Raw genomic sequence first — 17,813 nt, 5'->3', positions numbered from 1 at the left:
CGCCCCCCCCGGCCTCCGACGGCGGCCTGCACCTTTCCAGCGAAAGGCGCCGGCCGCTGTTTTGTCTGCTGGCCGCGCAGGCCTAGAGCGGCGGTGCCTCTCCCCCGGCGGCCCGCCGCTCCTCGGCGGTGTAGGCCGCAGCAGCGGCGGCGTCCGCCATGCTGGCACCGGCCAGGCGGGCCTCCCTCAGCCTGCGGGTCTTGGCCGACTGCCCGGAGAAGGCTGCGTCCACGTTGCCGGCCGCGTACGTCAGCGCGTCCTCGGCCCGGATGCCCAGCCCGTGCGCCGTCAGCACGGCGTCCTGGTTGGCTCCCAGATACGTGAACTGCCAGCCCCACTGGCTCTGCTGTCGCTCGACGAGGGCCTTCACCATCGGGCCCGTCGCCTCCCGTGAGGCGTTCTCATGGCCGTCGGTCAGGACTGCCACCAGCACCGTCCCCGGGCGCTGGTCCTCGGGCAGGGCCGCCAGTTCCTCGCCGGCCTCTCCGATCAGCCGGACCATGGCGTCGTGCAGGGCGGTGGAGCCACGGGGCTGCAGGTCCAGGGGAGGCACCTCCTGGATGTCCACCGCGGCGTAGACCCGTTCGTAGTTGTCGTCGAACTGGGCCAGGGAGAGCTGGCAGCGGCCGGCCACGGACCGCTGCTCACGCACGAAGGACGCGAACCCGCCCACCGTGTCGTCGGCAATGGCGCTCATGGACCCCGACCGGTCCAGGAGCACGTAAACCTGTGTCAATGCAGCATCTGTCATGCTTCCCCGTTTCCGGTCCGGGCGCACCCGGACCAACTTTTGCCAGCGGCTGGCTGGACATTAACAGGCTAGGGCGGGGTACAGACAAAAAGGTGACGGGCCAAATGACGCCGCGTTTTTGCACTCATGATCAATGAGTGCAAATATTTACTCTGTGAATGAAAGTGCAAATATTGAAGGCGGACTCCGGGAGCGCAAGCGCGCCGCGACGCGTGCGGCGATCACCGCCGCCGCGCGTTCCCTGACCGCGGAGCGCGGCCTCAACGGCTACACAGTGGAGGAGGTCTGCGAACGGACGGGAATCTCCCGCCGGACCTTCTTCAACTACTTCCCGACCAAGGAAGACGCCATCATCGGGCACGTCGACGACGACTTCCCGGCCGCCGTGGTCAGCCGCTTCATCGAGGGCGGGGCCGGCTCTCCGGCCGGCGAGATCTCCCCCACCCTGCTGCCGGACCTTGTGCGGCTCTCCCTTGACCTGTCGGAACAGATGAACGCCAGCGAGGCGGAAACCCGCCAGCTGATCGCCGTCATCCAGAAGGAACCCCAGCTCATGCTGCGCTTCATCGGCGCCTCGGAACAGCGTGAAGCCGAGTTCGCGCGGATGCTCGCGGCCCGCGAAAACGTCCCCCCGGACCATCCGGTGGTCCGCATGGCGGTGCTGCTCCTGGGCAGCATCGCCCGGAAGACGAGCGCAGCCTACTTCTCCGAGAGCAACACCCGTCAATACCGGGACATGCTCCTTGAAAACGTGGCAGCCGCCCGCACCCTTTTTTCCCAGCCCCTGGACATCGCCCCGTCCGCCTCCACCGAAGGACCCCAATGAGTTCCGCCGCCAGCACCGCACCAGCAGCCGAGCCGCTGCTCCTGACCCAGAAACGTATCTGGATCATTTTCTCCGCTTTGATCGCCGGGATGTTGCTCTCGAGCCTGGACCAGACGATTGTCTCCACTGCCATGCCCACCATCGTCGGCAAGCTCGGAGGCGTGGAACACCAGGCCTGGATCACCACCGCCTACCTGCTGGCAACCACGATTGTCATGCCGATCTACGGCAAGTTCGGCGACATCCTGGGCCGGCGCAACCTGTTCCTGGTGGCGATCGCCCTGTTCACCCTGGCCTCCGTCGGCTGCGCCTTCGCCACGGATTTCTGGGGCTTCGTGATTTTCCGGGCCGTCCAGGGCCTGGGCGGCGGCGGCCTCATGATCCTCTCGCAGGCCATCATCGCGGACATCGTCCCGGCGAAGGACCGCGGCAAGTACATGGGCCCGCTGGGCGCAATCTTCGGCCTGTCCGCCGTGGCCGGCCCGCTCCTGGGCGGCTACTTCGTGGACCACCTAACGTGGGAGTGGGCGTTCTACATCAACATCCCGATCGGCATCGCGGCGTTCACCATCGCGTGGTTCACGCTGACGCTGCCCAACAAAAAAGCCAACAAACGGATCGATATCCTGGGCGTGCTGCTGCTGTCCGCGGCAACCACCTGCCTGATCTTCTTCACCGATTTCGGCGGCAAGAAGGATGAAGGCTGGGATTCCCCGCTGACCTGGGCCTTCGGCGCCGGCACGGTGCTGGCCGCCACCGCCTTCGTCCTGGTGGAACGCAAGGCCGAGGACCCCATCATCCCGCTGAGCCTGTTCCGGAACCGGATCTTCGTGAACTCCACGGCGATTGGCTTCACCCTGGGCCTGGGCATGTTTGCCGCCATCGCGTTCGTCCCCACGTTCCTGCAGATGTCCTCCGGCACCTCGGCAGCGGAATCCGGCCTGCTGATGCTGCCCATGATGGTGGGGCTGATGGGCATGGCCATCTTCTCCGGCATCCGTATCTCCAAGACCGGCAAGTACAGGATGTTCCCGATCCTTGGGGCCACCCTCACCATTGCCGCGATGCTGTGGCTGACCACCCTCACGGCCGCGACCCCCATCTGGATCATCTGCGTCCAGCTGTTCATTTTCGGTGCGGGCCTGGGGTCCATCATGCAGGTGATTGTGCTGGTGGTGCAGAACTCCGTCCCCGCCGAACAGCTCGGCACGGCCACAAGCACCAACAACTACTTCCGGGAAGTGGGCGCCTCGCTCGGCGTCGCCGTCTTCGGTTCCATTTTCACGGCCCGGCTTTCCGAGTCACTGGCCCGGGCGTTCACAGGGGCGGGGGCCTCGGCCGAGGAGGCCTCGCAGTCCACCCGCACCCTGGACCCGCAGGCCCTCAGCCAGCTCCCGGAACAGCTCAAGGACGCGATCGTGAACGCCTACGCCGATTCGCTGGCTCCCGTGTTCTGGTACCTGCTGCCCTTCCTCGGGATCGCCCTGGTGCTCGCGCTGACCCTGAGGCAGATCCCGCTCTCGGACACCGCCGGCATGGTGGCCCGCGGCGAGGCGGTGGGCGGCGAGGAGGCAGAGCGCCTGGAGGCCGAACGCCATGCAGGTGCCTCGGCCGTCAACGCCGGCTAGCCACGGCAGTGAGCGGCGGCTTGCCCAGGCGCCGTTTGGCCCAAGCGCCGGCGGCGGCCGCGCCTCAGGCGGCCGGCAGCAGCACCATTGCCGCGGCGGTGCCGGCGAGCATGAACGGGCCGAAGGGGATGCTGGATTTCAGGGTGCCGCGCCGCGAAACCAGCAGGGCCAGGCTCCACAGTCCGCCGAGAAGGAACGCCGCGAAGGTTCCGGCAAAGACGTGCGGCCAGCCGAGGAAGCCCAGATACATGCCGAGCACACCGGCGAGCTTGACGTCGCCAAAACCCATCCCCGGCGGGTAGACGGCCCGCAGCACGAAGTAGAACAGCCACAGTGCCGCTCCACCGGCCACGACGCGCAGCCCGGGCACCCCGAAAAGGCCGGCCCCGCCGTCGGGCACCGCGGCCGCGGCCGGCGCTCCGGACACGATGTGGACCACCACCGCCCCCAGCAACAGCACCGCGGCGACGGCGTAGGACGGAAAAACGATCCGGTCCGGCAGCAGGTGGTGCCGGACGTCGATGACGGTGAGCCGCACGGCCACTACCGTCAGGTAGACGCACGCCAGCAGAACCAGCCAGAAGGCCAGCGGGGTTGCTTCGCCGAGTCCGCCGAGTCGTTGGATCATTCTCGGATGCTACTTGAAAATTCCGGCTGCCATGGCCGGGCCCGCGCGTAAACTGTGGATATGGCCGGATGGGACACCTCGAACCCGCGCGGGCGACGCGCGCCCGGGGACCCTGCGGAACAGTCGGCCGCCTTCCGGAACCTGTGCCGTTCCTCGCCGTGGAAGTGGCACTCCCTGCGCTTTGAATACCTGGACCGGCCGCTCGCCGCCGAAACCGGACCCGCTGAAACAGCTCCGGCCCCGGATCTGGTCCGCGCGTGGCTGCGCCGCCCGGGAGCCCTGCGGCTGGAAACCGCCGACGGCCTGGTCCTGCAAAGCACCACCGGCATCAACGATTCCCGCGACGTGTTCTACGTCCGCTCCACCCGGAAGACCTGGCTGCTCCCGCCGCAGCTGGTCACCCCGGTCTACGACGACCGCGGCCTGGTCCGGCGCCGCCCCGAAGCGGCCTATGGCGAGCCGGGCTTCGGCAACGGGCGCTTCGCCGCGGCACTGGACCCGGTGGAGCTGGCAGGCAATGCCCCGGTGCCGCTGGAATTCCCCAATTCCAATGCCGTGGAACTGGGCCCCATCACCGAGGTGATCCACGAAGGCCGCCCCGCTCTGGAAGCGACCGTGACTCCCAACCCCGGCTACCGCCCCAGCGACCCAGGGGCGCCGTTGTGCCGGCCGGGCCGCACGCTGGTGAGGATCGACGCCGGCACGGGAGTTTGCGTGGCGAGCCACTGGCTGGACGGCGGACGGGAAGGGAACGGGCCGGAGGAGTACGGGCACTGGCTCCGGATCCTCGCCGTGGACGAGTACATGCTGGATGACCTGTTCCTCGCCGAGTCCATGAACCTCACGGATGTCCGCCGGCACATCAGCTGGGAACTCCCGGCCGGCTGAGGGCGCGTGTGACTGGCTGAGCGCGGGCCGCGCCGCTAGGCTTCCGGGATGACTGAGCTCGCCCCCTACTGGCCGCCCTTCGGCCTCACCCTGACCACACCCCGACTGGTGCTGCGGCCCATCCGCGACGAGGAAATCCCTGCGGCTGCGGAGGCGGCCCTGAGCGGCATCCACCAACCGGGCCGCAGCCCCTTCAGCAGGCCGTGGGCGGAGGCCCCGGCCGAGGAGCTCGGCCGCAACATGGCGCAGTGGTACTGGCGGTGCCGCGGCACCATGTCGCCCGGGGAATGGACCCTGCTGCTGGGCATCTGGCACGAGGGCGCATTCATCGGCTGCCAGGACGTCGCGGCCAGCGACTTCGCCACCCTGAAAACCGTCGGCACGGGTTCCTGGCTGAGGCAGAGCGTGCAGGGCCGGGGTCTGGGCAAGGAGATGCGCGCCGCAGTCGCCCTCTATGCCTTCGATTGGCTCGGTGCGGAGGTCGCGGAATCCGAGGCGGCCGTCTGGAACCTGCAGTCCCTCGGCGTCTCCCGGTCCCTCGGCTACGAACTCAACGGCGTCACCCGCGTCACCTGGGGCGGCCAATGCCAGGAAGCCCAGAAAGTCCGCCTCACCCCGGCCGTCTTCAAGCGCCCCGACTGGCAGCTGCAGGTGGAAGGCCACGAAGCCACGGCCAGATACCTGGCGATCGACCCGCAGTAAAGAGTTCCGAAAAGGTGACGGGTGCACACGCCGGACCACGGTCCTTCGCAAAGGAGCGCATCGCGACGGCAGACTGCAGGCGTGGCGGCGGTGTTCCGCAAAGGAGCGCATCGCCGACCAAAGCGAAGCGGAGGTCGCCCAGCGACCGCAGCGCAGCGGCGGGAGGTGTCTAAGCGACGGCGGGACACCGCCGCCATGCGAACGTGATCCGCCCCGCCGCCGCCCCACGGCCCCAGACGGGACGGGCCCTAGATCTCCGCCCCCTCCAGCAGATCCGTCACCAGCGCCGCGATCGGCGAGCGCTCCGAGCGGGTGAGGGTGACGTGGCCGAAGAGCGGGTGGCCCTTGAGCGTCTCGACGACGGCGGCAACGCCGTCGTGCCGGCCGACCCGGAGGTTGTCGCGCTGGGCGACGTCGTGGGTCAGGACGATCTTGGAGTTCTGCCCGATCCGGCTCATCACGGTCAGGAGCACGTTCTTTTCGAGCGACTGGGCCTCGTCCACGATGACGAACGCGTCATGCAGCGACCGCCCGCGGATGTGGGTCAGCGGCATCACCTCGAGCATGCCGCGGTCCATCACTTCCTCCACGACCTCCTGGCTGACGAGGGCACCGAGCGTGTCGAAGACGGCCTGCGCCCACGGGTTCATTTTCTCCGCCTCGGAGCCGGGCAGGTAGCCCAGCTCCTGCCCGCCCACCGCATAGAGCGGCCGGAAGACAATCACCTTGCGGTGCTCCTGGCGTTCCAGGACGGCTTCGAGGCCCGCGCACAGGGCCAGCGCGGACTTGCCGGTGCCGGCACGCCCGCCGAGGGACACAATGCCCACGGAGGGGTCCATCAGCAGGTCGATGGCCAGCCGCTGTTCGGCCGAACGGCCGTGCAGCCCGAACACGTCGCGGTCGCCCTTCACGAGGCGGACCTGTTTGTCGGCCCCCACCCGGCCAAGGGCGGATCCCCGCTGGGAGAGCAGCACCAGGCCGGTGTTCGTCGGCATCTCGGCCGCTTCCGGGATGAAGACCGGCTCATGGCCGTAGAGCGTGGAGACTTCCTCCTCGCTTGCGTCGATTTCCGCGACGCCGGTCCAGCCCGAATCCTTGACGAGTTCGTTGCGGTACTCGTCGGCCTGCAGCCCCATGGCCGAGGCCTTGACGCGCATCGGGAGGTCCTTGGACACCACCGTGACGTCCCGGCCCTCGTTGGCGAGGTTCTTGGCGACGGCGAGTATCCGGCTGTCGTTGTCCCCGCCGCGGAAGCCGGCCGGGAGCACCTCGGCGGAGATGTGGTTCAGCTCCACCATGAGGGTGCCGCCGTCGTGGCCGAGCGGGATGGGACGGTCGAGTCCGCCGTGCTCGACCCGCAGGTCATCGAGGAGCCTGAGCGCCTTGCGGGCGAAATAGCCGAGCTCGGGGTCGTGCCGTTTGCCTTCGAGTTCGGTGATGACGACGATCGGCAGGATCACTTCGTGCTCCGCGAAGCGCAACAGGGCCCGGGGGTCCGAGAGCAGCACCGAGGTGTCGATGACGAAACTCCGGGCCGGTTCGATGTTTGCTGTCCCTTCCCCGGAAACAGCAAGACCGGCTGCAGCACCGCTATGGGCTGCACCGGTCGTTGAGGTGGCTCGCTTGGCGCGAGAGGTAGCTTTCTGTCCCTGGTCGGTCACGACGTCGGGCAGTTGTTCAGAAATAGCCACATCGACTCCAGCCCCGGGGCGCATGCCCGGAATTGTTATTGGTGAGGCGGCTCGGCCAAGAGGCCGGACGCGGCCTCCCTTACACCCGGTGCGAACTTCCGCTCCATGTACTGGCCTCCCCGATCAGCCGGCGGTTTGCCTGCTGATGGGATTAACGTACGTCCGGGGTACGACGTTTTGATGCCAATTTTTCGGCGATTCTTGTTGCCATCGTGTGAACACCGGATGACGGCTCAGGAGCCATAGCGGCGCTGCCGCCCCGCGTAGTCGCGGAGGGCACGGAGGAAGTCCACTTTCCGGAAGGCCGGCCACAGCGCTTCGCAGAAGTAGAACTCGCTGTACGCGCTTTGCCACATCAGGAAACCGGAAAGGCGCTGCTCCCCGGACGTCCGGATCACGAGGTCCGGATCGGGCTGGCCGCGGGTATAGAGGAACCGCGAGATGTCATCGACGCTGAGGTCATCGGCCAGTTTTCCAATGTCCGCGCCCCGGGCGACGGCATCGTGCAGCAGTTCGCGGACGGCGTCGACGATTTCGCGGCGTCCCCCATAGCCGACGGCGACATTGACGTGGAGTTTCTCACGCGCGGGGGTGCGGGCCGTGAGCCGGTTGAGCCGGGCGGCGAGGTAGTCGGGCAGCAGTTCCGGGACCCCCATGGCGTGGACCGAAATTTCGGCGTCCTCGTCCAGCCGGTCCAGGGTGTTGGCGATGATGCCCATGAGCAGATCGAGTTCCTCGCCCGATCGGTTCATGTTGTCCGTGGAGAGCATGTACAGGGTGACCACTTTGATGCCGAGTTCCTGGCACCAGCCGAGGAATTCGTGGATCTTGTCGGCGCCGGCCTGGTGCCCCTGGCTGGTCGGGGCGTTGAACTGCCGGGCCCAGCGCCGGTTGCCGTCGACCATGACGCCGATGTGCCTCGGGATGCGCTCCGGGTCCAGGGACCGCTGCAGCTTGCGCTCGTAGAAGCCATAGAGGAACCCGGGCATTTCCATCCGGAGATTCACCTGGCTTCCTTGAAGTACGACTCTGCTGTGCACATCCTAGGCTACCCGCCGGAGTGCGGGCCGGGGCGCAGTGACGTTGCGATGTTGCCCATAAAAACGTGCTACCCGCGGGTAACTTACTGGACCGTAGTTTATTATTGCGGCATGGAAAGCAACAGTCCCGAGCCGCGGCCGGAGCAGCCTGCGGACCGCAAATCCGGCCCGATGGACGACGCCGCGGTCCGGCTGGCAGAACTCCTGATGATCAAACCCAAATGGCGCGGCTGGATCCACACCGTGACGGCTCCGCTGGCGCTGGCCGCCGGCCTGGTGCTGGTGATTCTTGCTCCCACGCCGGACCTGAAGATCGCCTCTGCCATATACGCCTTCACCGGGGTCCTGCTGTTCGGGATCAGCGCCATCTACCACCGGGGCAACTGGTCCCCGGGGGTCAAGATCGTGCTGAAGCGGCTGGACCATACGAACATCATGCTGGTGATCGCCGGGAGCTACACGCCGCTGGCCTGGGCCCTCCTGGACCGGCCCAAAGCCGAAGTGCTGCTGTGGGTGATCTGGACCGGAGCCATCCTCGGCGTGCTGTTCCGCCTGCTGTGGACCCACGCCCCGCGCTGGCTCTATGTCCCGATCTACATCGCCCTGGGCTGCGGCGCGTTGTTCTACCTGCCGGATTTCTTCGCCGCCAACGTTGCCTCCGCCGTGCTGATCTGTGTTGGCGGCGCCCTCTATATCACCGGCGCCGTCTTCTACGCGCTGAAGAAGCCGAACTTCAGCTACGAACACTTCGGCTTCCACGAACTGTTCCACGCCCTCACCGTATTTGCCTTCGCTGCCCACTACATCGCGATCGCCATCGCCGTCCTGAGCTGATGTCCCCGACGGCGGCGTGCCCGGGACTGTGTCGTCGCGGCCGCTGCGTCAGGGCCGTCCGGCGTCGATGAGGCCGGGCAGTTGCCGCATGTCATGGAGCACGGTGGTGCCGGGTCCTTCCAGCCGCCCCGCCGGGGTCACGCCGCCGGCGTAGGCGAAGACATGCATCCCGGCCGAGCGGGCCGCCTGGACGCCGTGTCCGGCCCTCGAAACGGTGCCAGAGTCCGGTCTGCCCGAGCGTGCGCCGCATCCTGGCATGGCTCCCGCTGGAGTCGACGCAGTGCGGGACCAGCACAGCCCGTCGAGCGTTTCCTCGACGCCGTCGACCGCCGCGAGGTCGCGCTCGAAGGCCGTCCGGTACCAGGGTTCGTACTTCCGGTCCCAGCCTTCGCCCAGTTCGATACCCAGCTGCTCTTCGACCGCGGCGATGAGGTCGGCCTCGCTCCTGCCCACGAAGCGCTCCACAATCTCTTCCCGTTCCAGCTCCCAGCCGAGGTCGGCGAGGACCAGCAGGTCCACCCTGACGGCGATCACTTCGGAGTCGACCAGCAGGCCGTCGCAGTCGAAACCCACAAGTTCGAAACCGTCGTGACAAGTCATTCCGCCATCCTGGCCAGCCGCTCCCGCACCTCGCCGGGAGTGCCGACGGGAAGCCCGCAGACCATCCCGCGGCACAGGTAGACCAGGGGTCGTCCGTCGGGGGCGGCGCCGCGGCCGCGAAGCAGCGGCACGCCGCCCCCGTCGTCCTCCCGCGCCGCGCCGGGGGCAAGTGTGTCGTCCCGCAGGGCGACCGCCAGCCCGGGGCTGGGAGAGAGCAGCAGCTCGCGGTGCAGCGCCGCCCGCTCCGGTGTGTCCGGACCGACGACGGCGGCCTCCACCGGGCCGGCGAGCGCGGACTGCGCCGTCGCGAGCAGCCACCCTGCCGCCCGCGGCGCTCGGGTGGCCAGCGGTGGCAGCACCGAAAGGATGTTGCCGGCGAGGGCGCGGTGTTCAGCGGAACCGGAGAGCGCCGAGCAGGACAGCAGTGCGCCGGCGAACGCGGCGGCTCCGCTGGGCGCGGCATTGTCGAAGAGCTCCAGCGGCGCGCGCCCGCCCTGGGCGTTGGACACCTGTTCCGACTCCCCCGCCGTGTCTGTGAGCGCGCCGTCCGTCGTGAACCGCGCACAGGCCGCCGTCAGAATGTCCTCCGCCAGCCGGTACCAGCGGGTCCGGCCCGAGACCGCGTAGAGCGCGATCAGCCCCTCAACAGAAAAAGCGTAATCCTCCAGCAGGCCGCCGATCCCCCAGGCCAGGCCGTCATGGGAGACCCGGATCAGCGTGCCGGCCGCGCCCGCGGCACCCGGCCGCCAGTGCACGCGTTCCAGGTAGGCCGCGATGCGCCCGGCTGCGGCCACCAGCAGGGGCTGCCCCAGCACCGCACCGGCTTCGGCCAGGGCCGCGACGGCCAGCCCGTTCCAGCCGGCCACGACTTTGTCGTCGCGGGCGGGCTGGGGCCGGCGGGAACGTTCGGCGAGCAGCGCCGGCCGGGCCCGCCGCCACAGGTCCGCCTCGGCGGAACTGAGTGCACGGCCGGGGTGCAGCGGTGAGCCGTCCGCGGAGACGGTGCCGCGGGGGCGGACATTCATAAGCCGCGCGACGGCGGCGCCGTCACCGGGGCCCAGGACGGCTGCCAGCCCTGCCGGGGTCCAGAGGTAGCTGGCGCCCTCGGAGTGGACGCCGGCCACGACCGTGTCGGCGTCGAGCGACGAGGCCAGAGCCTCGGGAAGCCCACCGACCGTCCCGGTCAGCGCGTCATGGCCGGTGTTTTCCGTGCCGAGCCCCAGCGAGGCGAGCAGCCAGCCGGCGGTGCGGCCGGCGACGTCGGCTGCTTCCGCTGCCGGATAGCCGGCGGTGCCGCCCAGCCTGACCCAGTGGACGTAGACGCGCAACAGCTGGGCGTTGTCGTAGAGCATCTTCTCGAAGTGCGGCACGGACCAGTCCCGGGTCACCGAATAGCGGGAGAAGCCGCCGCCGAGCTGGTCGAACAGGGCCGAACGCGACATCGCGGCGAGCGTCCGGCCCGCCAGATCGCGGGCCTGGTCCGGGGTCCCCGGGCCGGCGGCCCCCGAGGTCCGGCCGGCCCCCGCGGGGGCGGCAGCGTGCCGGATCAGGAATTCCAGCACCGCCGAGGGCGGGAACTTCGGTGCGTCGCCGAAACCGCCGCCGGACGGGTCTTCGGAGTCTGCCAGCGCGCGCACGGCCTCCCCGGGCAGTGACGGATCGACCGGCGCAGGCACACCGTCCAGCCGTACGGCGGCGCCCAGCTGCGACGCAGCGAGGCCGCGGGCCAGCGCCTCGGCGTTCTGTTCCACGGCGTCCCGGCGCTCCCGCCAGGCCTCCACCACGGCCTCGAGCACCTGGCGGAGGGAGGGCCTGCCCGGCAGCGGACGGGGCGGAAAATAGGTGCCGGCATGGAACGCGCGGCCGTCAGGAAGCAGGAAAACGGACATGGGCCAGCCGCCCTGGCCGCTGATCGCCTGGGTCGCGGCCAGGTAGACGGCGTCCACATCGGGGCGCTCTTCACGGTCCACCTTCACGGCGACGAAGTTGGCGTTCAGGAAGTCCGCGGTGTCCGGGTCTTCAAAGGATTCCCGGGCCATGACGTGGCACCAGTGGCAGGCCGCATAGCCGACGGAGAGGAAGACCGGAACATCGCGGGCGGCGGCGAAGGCAAAAGCCTCGTCCCCGAAGGGCCGCCAGTGCACGGGGTTGCTGGCGTGCTGCCGAAGGTAGGCAGAGGGTTCTCCGCCCAAGGCGTTGGCGGCCTCGGGGAAGCGCGGGGTCGTGCCGCCGTCAGCGGTTTCCCGGCCCGGCATCGCCATTAATTTCCGGACGGTTGCCAACTTCCGGACGGTTGCCAACTTCCGGACGGCTGCCGGGCTTGGCGGACGGATCCTGCACCCCTGGGGCCACCGTTCCGGCGTTGGCTGCCGGCGGAGCGTCCCCGGTAGCCTGTGCGGCGCGTTCCTCCTCCACCTGGGCGCGGTAGCGGACGCGGCGGATGCGCCGGACCATGTCGACGATCAGCAGGGCCGTCAGCACCACGATGAAGGCGGTCAGGAGGAAGCCCAGCAGGCCGGGCGTCACCTGGTCCTGGGACAGTCCCGGGCGCAGCGACGGCGTAGGGGTGGGCGCCGGAGTTGTTGCCAGGGCGATGAGCGAGGAATACACGGTGAGGACCTTCTATGGGGGCTGAATGGCAACCCGACGCCACTGCTGGCGGCCGGGCCGGAACGGTTTCCACGACGACTTCTACGCGTCATAGAAAAGGCCTGATGGGTCTATCTTAGTCCGGCGAAGAAGTCCTTTTCAGGCAACTCTGCGGGGACCCTGGACTGGATCAGCGAGTAGTCCTCCCACGGCCAGACGCGGCGCTGCATCGCCGGCGAGACGGCGAAGAAGAACCCTTCCGGGTCAACCTGGGTGCGGTGGGAACGCAGCGCATCGTCGCGTGCTTCAAAGAAGTCGCCGCACTCGATCTGGGTCGTGGTGGGGTGTGTCGGCGCGGGCGGGGTGTGGCCCTCGGCGTCGGCTTCCAGCCACGCCGCGAGCCGTTCCGCATAGGGCGACTGCAGGCCGGATTTCTCCAGCGCGAAGTGCAGGGCGCGGAACCGTTCGGGGCTGAAAGCACGGTCGTAGTACAGCTTGCCCGGCGCCCAGGCGTCCCCCGTTCCCGGGTAGCGGGCCGGATCCCCGGCGGCTTCGAAGGCCTCGACGGCGACCCGGTGCGCCATGATGTGGTCCGGGTGCGGATAGCCGCCGTTCTCGTCGTAGCTCAGGATTACCTGCGGCTTGAACCGGCGTACCAGCCGGACCAGCGGGGCGGCCGCCCGTTCCAGCGGCAGCGTGGCGAAGGAGCCGACCGGCAGCGGCGGCAGCGGATCGCCTTCCGGCAGCCCCGAATCGACGAAGCCAAGCCAGCGCTGGCGGACGCCCAGGACCTTGGCGGCGTGCTCCATCTCCAGCCGGCGCGCGCCGGCCATGTCGCGCTTGGGGTGCGGCTCGCCCGCCATCGCCGGGTTCTGGATGTCACCGCGGGAACCGTCGGTGCAGGTGGCCACCAGGACATCGATGCCGGCCGCGGCGTACATCGCCATCGTGGCAGCGCCCTTGCTGGATTCGTCGTCGGGATGAGCATGGACAGCCAACAGTCGAAGCGGCGCTGACGGGCTGGTGGACGCTGTCATCGTGGGACGGCTCCTCTTTGTCTATAGGTGTGCTGTTAGGGGCGTGCTTCTGCGGGTGGCCCGGACGAACGGACATTTCCCCGCCGGATCCACACTAAACTGGACTGGTGACTTCCCAGGATCAGCCTGCCGCGACTGCGCCGGCATCTCCCACCCTAGCCAATCGCTACGGCGGCCAAAAGCGAACACTCACCGGCAAGGCCAAACGGAACGTCCTGATCCTGGCCCTGGTGGCCGGGATGGCCTTTATGGCCTGGATCTCGACGTCGAATGCCACGGCCACGGTCACCTACAAGGACATCGGCTACAGCACGCCGGACGCCACCCTCACTGAGGTCGATTTCGAGGTCACCAAGGAACCAGGCACCGCCGCCAAATGCGCTGTCAAGGCGTTGGACTCCAAGTTCGCCGTGGTGGGCTGGAAGGTAGTGGACATCCCCCCGAACGCCGCCGATGCCGGCTCCGACGGCGGACGCACCACGGCCCAGCGGGCGACATTGCACACGGAGTCCCAGGCCGTGTCCGGCATCGTCGACAGCTGCTGGATTCCCGACGCCGCCAGGTAGGCCCCCCGGGCTGCTGCGTCGGCCACGGTAACACGGTGTGATCCACATCCCAGCGTTCTTTGGTTTATCCACAGGATTGACTACAATGGATCAATACCTTTCCCCCGCTGAGCTGGTTACTGAGTCCCATAAGTGGCCACCGTAGCGGGGTCTTTGTTTGTTTGACCATGAAGGAGAAGTCCGTGTCTACCACCAACAGCGCAACTGCAGCTTGGCTCACCCAGGAAGCTTTTGACCGCCTGAAGGCAGAGCTGGACCACCTCTCCGGCCCCGGCCGGGCGGAAATCGTCCAGAAGATCGAGGCCGCGCGCCAGGAAGGCGACCTCAAGGAAAACGGCGGCTACCACGCGGCCAAGGAGGAGCAGGGCAAGATCGAAGCCCGCATCCGCCAGCTCACCGCGCTGCTCCGGGACGCCCACGTGGGCGAATCCCCGGCCGACGACGGAATCGTCGAGCCCGGCATGATCGTCGTTGCCAAGATCGCAGGGGACGAGGAAAGCTTCCTGCTCGGCTCACGGGAAATCGCCGGAGACTCCGAGCTCGACGTCTTCAGCGAGAAGTCCCCCCTCGGCGCAGCCATCGTCGGCCACAAGCAGGGCGACCAGCTCAGCTACACCGCCCCGAACGGCAAGGTCATCACGGTGGAGATCATCTCCGCCAAACCGTACGTCGGCTAATACGCTAAGGACACCGCTGCGGCCCTGCAGCGAACGACGCCGGCCCTCCCCTTAGCGGGAGGGCCGGCGTCGTTGTTTGTTGCCGCCGCAGGGCTGAGGCCGTTGCCCGGACTGGCGCTACCCGGGGCGCTGGTGCGTGGGTGCTGGTGCGTGGGTGCTTAGTGCCCGGCGCGCAGCGTTCCCGCCCGCGGGACGCTCAGGAGCAGGGCGGCCAGCACCCCGCCGATCGCCCCGCCCAGGTGCGCCTGCCAGGAAACGAAGCTCGCCACGGTGGGCAGGATCCCGAACAGGACCCCGCCGTAGGTCAGGAACAGCACCACGGAAAGCAGGATCTGCCACCAGTTGCGGTTGAAGAAGCCCCGCACCAGCAGGAACGCGAAGAGCCCGAAAACCAGGCCGGACGCCCCGACTGTGATGTTGAAGCCGCCGATCAGCCACACCACCACCCCGGAGGCCAGCCAGCTCAGGGACAGGGTTGTGAAGAACACCCGCAGCCCGGAGAGCAGCACCAGGAACCCGAAAACAATCAGCGGCAGCGTGTTGGAGAACAAGTGCGCCAGATTGGCGTGCAGCAGCGGGAACGTCAGGATGTCCAGGATCCCGTCGAGGTTGCGCGGGCGCAGGCCAAAGGTGCGGTTGAGCGAATGGAGCATCAGGGTGTTGATGATCTCGATGAGGTAGAGCACCAGCACGAACAGTCCCACCACCAGCAGCCCCGTGCGGGCGCGGCCCGCTGCGGTGTCTCCGGTGCGTGGGGTGCCGTTCCGGGCGGGGTCCAGCATCATGGTGCCTAGTGCACCACGATCGGCTGGAAGCCTTCGGCCCGGAGCGCCGCGAGGACCTGCTCGCAGTGTTCGTGGCCCTTCGTCTCCAGGTTCACGGTGATGGACACATCGCCCATGCTGATCGAGCCGCCCACCCGGGTGTGGTCCAGGCCGGTCACGTTGGCATCGTTCTCGGCGATGATCCGGGCGATCGTTGCCAGCGAACCGGGCCGGTCGTCCAGCATCATCCGCACGGTCATATACCGGCCCGCGGCGGAGAGGCCGCGCTGGATGACCTTGAGCATCAGCATCGGGTCGATGTTGCCGCCCGAGAGCACCACGGCCACGGTACCGGGGTTCTCGATCTTGCCTTCCATCAGCGCCGCGACGCCCACCGCACCGGCGGGCTCGACGACCATCTTGGCGCGTTCCAGCAGGAAAATGAGCGCCCGGGCCAGGGCGTCCTCGCTGACAGTGACGACGTCGTCGACGAGTTCCCGGATGATGCTGAAGGGCAGCTGGCCGGGCCGGCCGACGGCAATGCCGTCGGCCATGGTGGAGACCCGTTTGAGCGGCACGAGGGCGTCTGCGGCAAGCGAGGGCGGGTAGGCGGCCGCGTTTTCGGCCTGGACACCGATGATCCGGATCTCCCGGCCCAGTTCCTTGGCCCTGGCCTTCACGGCCACGGCGACGCCGGCGAGGAGCCCGCCGCCGCCCACGCCCATCAGGATGGTGTCGACGTCGGGGATCTGTTCGAGGATTTCGAGTCCGACGGTGCCCTGGCCGGCGACGACGTCGACGTCGTCGAAGGGGTGGACGAAAACGGCGCCGGTCTCGTCCGCGTAGCGCTTCGCTTCCGCGAGGGCCTCGTCGACGTTGTGGCCGTGCAGGACCACCTCTGCCCCGTGGCTGCGGGTGGCGGCGAGTTTGGGCAGGGCGACACCCAGCGGCATGTAGATCCGGGCCTTGATGCCCAGGCTTTTGGCGGCGACGGCCACACCCTGGGCGTGGTTGCCGGCCGAGGCCGCCACGACGCCGCGCTTCTTTTCCGCCGGGGAGAGCTTGGCCATCCGGACGTAGGCGCCCCGGACCTTGAAGGATCCGGCCCGCTGCAGGTTCTCGCACTTGAGGAAGACCTCGCCGCCGACCATGCTGCCGAGGGCACGGGAGGATTCAACCGGCGTCCGCGTAATAATCCCGTCGAGCAGCTTCTGCGCCTCCAGGACATCGTCCAGCGTGACGGGCAGGCTCTCAAGGGTGTTCACGAACTAGTCTCCTTCTTCGGATCTGTCTTTTGTTCGGTCTTCGGCTCAGGGGGTGGATCCGGGGGCAGGGATGCCCTGCCGGCCCGCGGGTGCCAGCGCACTTTCATGTTCCCACGTTCTGCCGGCAATGTAGCGAATCGACGAGTTTGCTACGGCGAGGATGGGGACCGAGAACAGTGCTCCGGGAATTCCGGCGAGGTAGGAACCGGCGGCGACGGCCAGGATGACGGCCACCGGGTGCAGCTTGACCGCCTTGCCCATGATCAGCGGCTGAAGGATGTGACTTTCCAGTTGCTGGACCAGCAGCACCACCCCCAGCATGATCAGGGCATTTACCCACCCGTTGGCGACCAGGGCCAGCAGCACCGCGACGGCGCCGGTCACCAGGGCGCCGACGATCGGGATGAACGATCCGAGGAACACCAGTACCCCCAGCGGAAGCGCCAGCGGCACGCCGAGGATCGCCGCCCCCACCCCAATGCCGACCGCGTCCACGAAGGCGACGAGCATCTGGACCCGGACGTAGCTCACCATGGAGGACCAACCCACCCGGCCGGCCCCGTCCGCCGCGGCGCGGGCCTTCCGGGGCAGCAGCCGCACCAGGAAGGACCAGATGCGATCGCCTTCCAGCAGGAAGAAGATGAGGATGAACAGCGCCAGGATCATGCCGGCCGCGAAGTGCCCGGCGGTGCTCCCGAAGGACAGCGCGCCGCTGAGAATGCTGCTGCTGTTGTTCTGCAGCGCGGCGGTTCCCTCTTTCAGGTACTGGTCGATCTGGGCAGCGGTGAGGTGCAGGGGGCCGTCCGCGAGCCAGACCTGGATTTTCTGGACTCCGGTCAGGGCCTCGCTCCAGAGCTCGGCGAAGCCGGACACGAGCTGCCGGCCCACGAGGGCCAGGGCCCCGCCAACCAGGCCAATGAAGCCCACGACGGTCATGGCGACGGCGAGCCCGTTGGGGACGCGCTTCCTGAGCCAGTTCTTCACAGGTGACAGCAGCCCGGCCAGCAGCGCGGCGACCATCACGGGAATCAGCAGGAAGCTGACCCTGCTGAGCAGCCACACGAGCGCGGCGGCCATGAGAATGATCAGTCCGAGGCGCCAGGACCAGGATGCGGCGATCCGCACGCCGTACGGGATGTCCTGGTCGATTTCGCGGTCCGTGACAACGCGCACCGGCGCGGAGTCACTGTCCGGGACACTGGCAGAGCCGCCGTCGGGGAAGCTGTCAGAGACGCCGTCGGAGAAGCTGTCGGCGGCGCTGGCTGCGTCGGGGCGGATTCGCGGGGCGGAATTGTCAGCTGGCGTCATAGCCCAATGATTCCCCAGC

18 protein-coding genes are annotated in these 17,813 nt (G+C 68.3%); 7 read left to right on the top strand and 11 right to left on the bottom strand.

Annotation, left to right across the window (positions count from 1 at the left end):
* Positions 1-82 precede the first annotated feature (82 nt).
* Positions 83-751: a vWA domain-containing protein gene (locus QCD75_RS11945; protein WP_301228837.1), complete on the bottom strand. Its 669-nt coding sequence runs from the start codon at positions 749-751 to the stop codon at positions 83-85.
* A 154-nt stretch (positions 752-905) separates the two neighbouring features.
* On the opposite strand from QCD75_RS11945, the gene QCD75_RS11940 reads away from it, so the two are divergent.
* Both QCD75_RS11940 and QCD75_RS11935 read left to right on the top strand, forming a co-directional pair.
* On the top strand, positions 906-1,577 hold the full coding sequence (locus tag QCD75_RS11940; protein ID WP_301228835.1) for a TetR/AcrR family transcriptional regulator: 672 nt from the start codon (positions 906-908) through the stop codon (positions 1,575-1,577).
* Positions 1,574-3,205, top strand: a complete 1,632-nt coding sequence (locus QCD75_RS11935; protein WP_301228833.1) for an MDR family MFS transporter — start codon at positions 1,574-1,576, stop codon at positions 3,203-3,205. The genes QCD75_RS11940 and QCD75_RS11935 overlap by 4 nt, the downstream gene beginning before the upstream one ends.
* Before the next feature lie 64 nt (positions 3,206-3,269).
* Here QCD75_RS11935 and QCD75_RS11930 read toward each other — a convergent pair whose 3' ends face one another.
* Positions 3,270-3,833 (bottom strand): prepilin peptidase, encoded by a 564-nt coding sequence (locus QCD75_RS11930; RefSeq protein WP_301228831.1) that lies wholly within the window; start codon positions 3,831-3,833, stop codon positions 3,270-3,272.
* 60 nt (positions 3,834-3,893) lie between these two features.
* Between QCD75_RS11930 and QCD75_RS11925 the strand changes: the two genes are divergently transcribed.
* Together QCD75_RS11925 and QCD75_RS11920 are read left to right on the top strand one after the other, a co-directional pair.
* A complete protein-coding gene (locus QCD75_RS11925; protein WP_301228829.1) occupies positions 3,894-4,721 on the top strand; it encodes a hypothetical protein in 828 nt (275 codons plus the stop codon).
* Positions 4,722-4,769: 48 nt separating this feature from the next.
* Positions 4,770-5,423, top strand: coding sequence for a GNAT family N-acetyltransferase (locus tag QCD75_RS11920; protein ID WP_301228827.1), 654 nt, complete (start codon positions 4,770-4,772; stop codon positions 5,421-5,423).
* Positions 5,424-5,671: 248 nt separating this feature from the next.
* Here the strand turns inward: QCD75_RS11920 and QCD75_RS11915 are convergent, their stop codons facing one another.
* Complete coding sequence (locus QCD75_RS11915; protein WP_301228825.1) at positions 5,672-7,114, bottom strand: PhoH family protein; 1,443 nt, start codon at positions 7,112-7,114, stop codon at positions 5,672-5,674.
* A gap of 233 nt (positions 7,115-7,347) precedes the next feature.
* A complete protein-coding gene (locus QCD75_RS11910; protein ID WP_301228848.1) occupies positions 7,348-8,109 on the bottom strand; it encodes an isoprenyl transferase in 762 nt (253 codons plus the stop codon).
* 156 nt (positions 8,110-8,265) lie between these two features.
* Between QCD75_RS11910 and trhA the strand changes: the two genes are divergently transcribed.
* Positions 8,266-8,988, top strand: a complete 723-nt coding sequence (gene trhA, locus QCD75_RS11905; protein WP_441005474.1) for a PAQR family membrane homeostasis protein TrhA — start codon at positions 8,266-8,268, stop codon at positions 8,986-8,988.
* 48 nt (positions 8,989-9,036) lie between these two features.
* Here the strand turns inward: trhA and QCD75_RS11900 are convergent, their stop codons facing one another.
* The 4 genes from QCD75_RS11900 to mca all read right to left on the bottom strand — a co-directional run bounded on the left by QCD75_RS11900 (position 9,037) and on the right by mca (position 13,214).
* On the bottom strand, positions 9,037-9,588 hold the full coding sequence (locus tag QCD75_RS11900) for an HAD family hydrolase (protein ID WP_301228823.1): 552 nt from the start codon (positions 9,586-9,588) through the stop codon (positions 9,037-9,039).
* A complete protein-coding gene (locus tag QCD75_RS11895) occupies positions 9,585-11,843 on the bottom strand; it encodes a thioredoxin domain-containing protein (protein WP_301228847.1) in 2,259 nt (752 codons plus the stop codon). The genes QCD75_RS11900 and QCD75_RS11895 overlap by 4 nt, the downstream gene beginning before the upstream one ends.
* On the bottom strand, positions 11,821-12,198 hold the full coding sequence (locus QCD75_RS11890; protein ID WP_301228821.1) for a hypothetical protein: 378 nt from the start codon (positions 12,196-12,198) through the stop codon (positions 11,821-11,823). Before QCD75_RS11890 ends, QCD75_RS11895 begins: the two co-directional genes overlap by 23 nt.
* 110 nt (positions 12,199-12,308) lie before the next feature.
* Positions 12,309-13,214, bottom strand: a complete 906-nt coding sequence (gene mca, locus QCD75_RS11885) for a mycothiol conjugate amidase Mca (protein WP_301228820.1) — start codon at positions 13,212-13,214, stop codon at positions 12,309-12,311.
* Positions 13,215-13,321: 107 nt separating this feature from the next.
* Here mca and QCD75_RS11880 point away from each other — a divergent pair, with 107 nt between their 5' ends.
* Positions 13,322-13,780 (top strand): DUF4307 domain-containing protein, encoded by a 459-nt coding sequence (locus QCD75_RS11880; RefSeq protein WP_301228818.1) that lies wholly within the window; start codon positions 13,322-13,324, stop codon positions 13,778-13,780.
* 182 nt (positions 13,781-13,962) lie between these two features.
* The gene (greA, locus tag QCD75_RS11875) at positions 13,963-14,457 is read left to right on the top strand and encodes a transcription elongation factor GreA (RefSeq protein ID WP_301228816.1); all 495 of its coding nucleotides are present in this window, start codon (positions 13,963-13,965) and stop codon (positions 14,455-14,457) included.
* A 158-nt stretch (positions 14,458-14,615) separates the two neighbouring features.
* Here greA and QCD75_RS11870 read toward each other — a convergent pair whose 3' ends face one another.
* The 3 genes from QCD75_RS11870 to QCD75_RS11860 are packed head-to-tail and all read right to left on the bottom strand — an operon-like array spanning position 14,616 to position 17,794.
* On the bottom strand, positions 14,616-15,239 hold the full coding sequence (locus tag QCD75_RS11870; RefSeq protein WP_301228846.1) for a rhomboid family intramembrane serine protease: 624 nt from the start codon (positions 15,237-15,239) through the stop codon (positions 14,616-14,618).
* Positions 15,240-15,247: 8 nt separating this feature from the next.
* Positions 15,248-16,486, bottom strand: a complete 1,239-nt coding sequence (ilvA, locus tag QCD75_RS11865; RefSeq protein WP_226759290.1) for a threonine ammonia-lyase — start codon at positions 16,484-16,486, stop codon at positions 15,248-15,250.
* A 45-nt stretch (positions 16,487-16,531) separates the two neighbouring features.
* A complete protein-coding gene (locus QCD75_RS11860) occupies positions 16,532-17,794 on the bottom strand; it encodes an AI-2E family transporter (RefSeq protein WP_301228813.1) in 1,263 nt (420 codons plus the stop codon).
* Positions 17,795-17,813: the final 19 nt, after the last annotated feature.

It is taken from the genome of Arthrobacter sp. PsM3, from assembly GCF_030433895.1.
Lineage (GTDB): Bacteria > Actinomycetota > Actinomycetes > Actinomycetales > Micrococcaceae > Arthrobacter.
Note: the sequence above shows the minus strand (reverse complement) of the source record. Positions and strands in the feature narration are given on the sequence as shown.

Coding starts and splice junctions, on each gene's coding strand:
- trhA (WP_441005474.1), top strand. CDS start 8,266: ATGGAAAGCAACAGTCCCGAGCCGCGGCCGGAGCAGCCTGCGGACCGC.
- QCD75_RS11895 (WP_301228847.1), bottom strand. CDS start 11,843: ATGCCGGGCCGGGAAACCGCTGACGGCGGCACGACCCCGCGCTTCCCC.
- QCD75_RS11860 (WP_301228813.1), bottom strand. CDS start 17,794: ATGACGCCAGCTGACAATTCCGCCCCGCGAATCCGCCCCGACGCAGCC.
- QCD75_RS11930 (WP_301228831.1), bottom strand. CDS start 3,833: ATGATCCAACGACTCGGCGGACTCGGCGAAGCAACCCCGCTGGCCTTC.
- QCD75_RS11900 (WP_301228823.1), bottom strand. CDS start 9,588: ATGACTTGTCACGACGGTTTCGAACTTGTGGGTTTCGACTGCGACGGC.
- QCD75_RS11910 (WP_301228848.1), bottom strand. CDS start 8,109: ATGGAAATGCCCGGGTTCCTCTATGGCTTCTACGAGCGCAAGCTGCAG.
- QCD75_RS11920 (WP_301228827.1), top strand. CDS start 4,770: ATGACTGAGCTCGCCCCCTACTGGCCGCCCTTCGGCCTCACCCTGACC.
- QCD75_RS11935 (WP_301228833.1), top strand. CDS start 1,574: ATGAGTTCCGCCGCCAGCACCGCACCAGCAGCCGAGCCGCTGCTCCTG.
- QCD75_RS11945 (WP_301228837.1), bottom strand. CDS start 751: ATGACAGATGCTGCATTGACACAGGTTTACGTGCTCCTGGACCGGTCG.
- QCD75_RS11870 (WP_301228846.1), bottom strand. CDS start 15,239: ATGCTGGACCCCGCCCGGAACGGCACCCCACGCACCGGAGACACCGCA.
- QCD75_RS11925 (WP_301228829.1), top strand. CDS start 3,894: ATGGCCGGATGGGACACCTCGAACCCGCGCGGGCGACGCGCGCCCGGG.
- mca (WP_301228820.1), bottom strand. CDS start 13,214: ATGACAGCGTCCACCAGCCCGTCAGCGCCGCTTCGACTGTTGGCTGTC.